The sequence below is a fragment of the Paenibacillus sp. A3 genome (assembly GCF_001399685.1).
In the GTDB taxonomy this organism is placed as follows: domain Bacteria; phylum Bacillota; class Bacilli; order Paenibacillales; family NBRC-103111; genus Paenibacillus_G.
The window spans coordinates 1-4,011 of sequence record NZ_JTHN01000297.1 but is presented as its reverse complement, the minus strand read 5'-3'; the positions used below and the strand labels follow the sequence as shown (position 1 = coordinate 4,011).

The window sequence follows — 4,011 nt, the reverse complement described above, 5'->3', positions numbered from 1 at the left end:
CGGCAGCGGCAAGTCGACGTTACTGAACATTTTGGGGGGGCTGGACCGCCCCTCCGCCGGCCAGGTGCGAGTAGGCGAATGGAACCTGCTGAAAATAACGGACGACGAACTGGTGCAGTACAAGCGCAAAACCGTCGGCTTCATCTGGCAGAACAATGCGCGCAACCTCATTCCTTACTTGACGGCGCTTGAGAATGTGGAAATGCCGATGATACTCAGCGGCCAGTACGATCGCGCCTATGCGAAGCAGCTGTTGGAGTGGGTCGGCCTCAAAGAGCGGCTTAACAACAAGCTGCAGCAGCTGTCCGGCGGTGAGCAGCAGCGGGTGGCGATTGCCATTGCGCTTGCGAATCGCCCGTCCTTGCTATTGGCCGACGAACCGACCGGTTCCGTCGATACGCGGACGTCGGATATGATCATGGACATTTTCCGGCATCTGAATTCTGAGCTTGGCGTGACCATTGTTATCGTAACCCACGATATGGCGCTCGCCGGCAAAGTGGACCGCGTCGTCGCCATCCGCGACGGGATGACCAGCACCGAATTCGTTAAGCGCAACCCGAACCTGGACGCCGAAGGCGAAGCGGCGGCATCGCATGGGTCGATTCACGATGTCCATGAAGAATATGTCGTGCTCGACCGGGCGGGACGGCTTCAAATTCCGAGGGCGTATTTGCAGGCGCTCGGGATCGAAGGAAAGGCATCGATGGAATTCGACGGGGAGAAAATCATTATACGTACGCCGAAGTCACTGGATTAGCATGAAGGATTTCGGGAAGCCGAGATATACATAATTAACCGATAAGGATCTGAAATATGAACAAGTACGCTAGGAGAACGGTGCTGCTTTCACTAAGCGCCGGGTTGTTGGCGTCGACGTTAACGGCTTGCACCAAAACGAGCAGCGGAGACGGTAAAAGCGAAAGAGTACTCCGGATTGCGACAAACGATTACGTCAATGAAAACGAGTATTTCCGGCAGCAGTTTACCGAATTGTTCGAATTTGCCAATCCGAACATTAAGCTGGAATTCGTTTCGACCTTGGACGAACGGTTTAGGTATAGCGAATCCTCCGATCCGAACGACAAGCCCAAGGACCCGGCGGATCGACTGAGCGAATTGATGACGGGCGACAATCCGCCAGATGTCGTCATGATCGATTACGATCATCTGCCGGAGCTTGTCAGCAGCAACGTGCTAAAACAGCTCGATCAGGATATCGCCAAGGACAAATTCGATACGAGCGATATCGCTCCTCCTGTCATCGAGGGCATCAAAAGGGCAGGCGACGGCAAAATTTATGCGCTGGCTCCGACTTTTGATTCTTACGCGCTTATTTACAATAAAAAAATGTTCGATGAGGCAGGGGTTCCGTACCCGGCCGACAAAATCACTTGGGATCAAACATTCGATCTGGCCCGGAGATTATCCAAAGGGGAGGGAGCGAACCGGAAATTCGGCTTTGCATTTTCGACCTTCAGCAGCAGGGCTAGCAATCTGAATTATGGAATGCGAGTGTACACCGAGCCTTTGCAGTTGAGAATGTTTGACGATAACGCGGAGAAAATGACGGTGGATTCCGATCAATGGGAAAAAGTGTGGAAAACACTGCTGCAGCTGAAGACGGAAAAGCTTTTACCGCAGCCGTCTGATGATCTAAAAAGACGAGGATCGAACGAGGATCACCCTTTTCAAGACGACGAGTTCCTGTCAGGCCGTGTCGCGATGTCGCTTATTGACTACAGAGATGTTGGATCGGTTGCCAACGTTATGAAAAATGCGCACAATTATAAAGGCTTGACCCCGTTCGATTGGGATGTCGTCACGATACCCGTTCATCCCGAAACGCCGGAGAACGGATACGGAATCCGATTGGACGGTTTGATGGGAATTAGCGCCAAGGCCCAAAATACGGAAGACGCATGGAAGTTCATCAAGTTCATCAACGGCGAGGAGTGGGCCCGTCTTAAAGGAAGCAGTTCCAGCAGCCTCATGGCCCGGCAAAAATATATTAAGCCGAAAGACGGAGCGGAGTTCAATATCAAAGCGTTCACGACGCTGCTTCCGGCGCCGGCCGTCGAAGACAAGCTGTATCGCAAGCTGCCGAACTTGTACCAGGTAAGAACGATCGGCAACCGCAAATTGCAAGACGTCAGTGTCAATAACCTTCAGGTTCGCGAGGCGCTGAAACAATGGCAAAGCGAGGGGGATGCCTTGCTCCAGAAGATGAAAGACAACCCGAATGCGTCTGTCGATCATTAATCTTTTGTTAAAACTGCCTTGATTCATACATAGAAACCAATCCGGAGGGATCCTGAGAATGCAAAAATATGTTAAGAAGACGGTGGCTGTATCGCTCTGCGTCGGCTTGATGGCGCCGACACTGGTTGCTTGCACGAAATCTGACAGCGGGGACAGCAAAACCGAGAAAACGCTTCGGATCGCAACCATGGGATATGGCGGAGACAACGAGTATTTCCGCCAACGCTTCACCGAATTGTTCGAATTCGCGAATCCGAACATCAAGCTTGAATTCATCTCGACATCGGACGACCGTTACATGTATGGAGGCCGGCCGGATCCGAAGGAAAAGCCGAAAGATCCGATGGATAAGTTGAAGGAAGAAATGGCGGGCGACAATCCGCCCGATGTCGTGATGTTTGGATATGATCAGATGCCGGAGCTGATCAGCAACAATATGCTGAAGCAGCTCGATCAGGACATCGCGAAGGACAAATTCGATACGTCCGATCTCGTTCCTGCCGTCATCGAGGGCATCAAAAAGGCGGGCGACGGCAAAATTTATGCGCTGGCGCCGACCTTCTATTCTTCCGCGCTGATTTACAATAAAAAAATATTCGACGAAGCCGGAGTTCAGTACCCGACCGACAAAATGACGTGGGATCAAACATTCGATCTGGCCCGCAGATTGGCGAAAGGGGAAGGGGAAAACCGCAAGTACGGTTTCTCGTTCTCGCCGCACAACATGGGCGATGACATTTTCTATGCGACACATATGTATACGGCGCCACTTGATCTCAAAACTTTCGACGATAAAGGCGAGAAGATGAGCGTCGACTCCGATCAATGGGAAAAAGTATGGAAAACGCTGCTGCAGCTGAAAACCGAGAAAATTTTGCCTGAGCCGGTCGACTTCTCCAAGCGGCGCAATCCTGGGCCAAACGAAGACTACAACCCGTTCATGGACGACGATTTCTTATCCGGCCGTGTAGCGATGTCTATCGTCAACTACTATCAAATTGGCCAGTATACGAACGTCATGAAAAATGCGGCGAACATCAAAGGCCTCACCCCGTTCGAGTGGGATGTCGTTACGGTGCCTGTGCATCAGGAAGCGCCTGAATACGGCGGCAACATCAGTCTGGACGGTCTGATGGGCATTAACGCCAAGGCGCAAAACGCCGAGGACGCCTGGAAATTCATCAAATTTATCAACAGCGAGGAATGGGCCCGCCTGAAAGGCAGCAGTACCCAAAATTTGGTGTCTCGTCAAAAGTACATCAAGCCGAAGGACGGTGCGGAGTTCAATATCAAAGCGTTCACGACACTGCTTCCTGCGCCAAGCCGGGACTACAAGATTTATCGTGAAAAACCGGGCTTGTACGAAGTGGAACGCCTCGGCTCACAAAAATTCCAGCAAGTCGTCCAGAATAAGCTGCAAGTGCGCGATGCGCTCAAGCAATGGCAAACGGAAGGCGATGCGATGCTGCAAAAAATTAAAGAGAATCCGAATGCTCAGTTTGATTCGATGATGCAGGGGGGATAAGATGTCCCTTCTCAGCAAGAATGCGGGCAGTACGTTCGGAGTGAAACTCAACAAGGAGGAACAACAAGATGAATTCCAAACGCAAACGATATAAAACTTGCATAGTTCTGCTGGCAGCTGTACTTGCCTTCGGGTCGGCGCTCCCCGCCTTTGCGGCGGAGGGCGGCGGCACGACCCCGCCTTCGGGAACAACGGCGACCGTCTCGACAGGGACCGCTCCGGCA

General features: G+C 52.0%; 3 protein-coding genes. All 3 read left to right on the top strand.

All coding sequences use genetic code 11. From position 1 onward, the window contains the following. Nucleotides 1-760: ABC transporter ATP-binding protein (locus QJ48_RS33390; protein ID WP_054977610.1), on the top strand; the 760-nt coding region annotated here is incomplete at its 5' end. 56 nt (nucleotides 761-816) lie between these two features. Next, complete coding sequence (locus QJ48_RS33385; RefSeq protein ID WP_054977609.1) at nucleotides 817-2,262, top strand: ABC transporter substrate-binding protein; 1,446 nt, start codon at nucleotides 817-819, stop codon at nucleotides 2,260-2,262. A 58-nt stretch (nucleotides 2,263-2,320) separates the two neighbouring features. Continuing rightward, nucleotides 2,321-3,787, top strand: a complete 1,467-nt coding sequence (locus tag QJ48_RS33380) for an ABC transporter substrate-binding protein (RefSeq protein ID WP_054977608.1) — start codon at nucleotides 2,321-2,323, stop codon at nucleotides 3,785-3,787. Nucleotides 3,788-4,011 lie beyond the last annotated feature (224 nt).

What these genes read in the sequence shown, in the direction of transcription:
- QJ48_RS33385 (WP_054977609.1), top strand. Translation starts at nt 817, where the DNA reads ATGAACAAGTACGCTAGGAGAACGGTGCTGCTTTCACTAAGCGCCGGG.
- QJ48_RS33380 (WP_054977608.1), top strand. Translation starts at nt 2,321, where the DNA reads ATGCAAAAATATGTTAAGAAGACGGTGGCTGTATCGCTCTGCGTCGGC.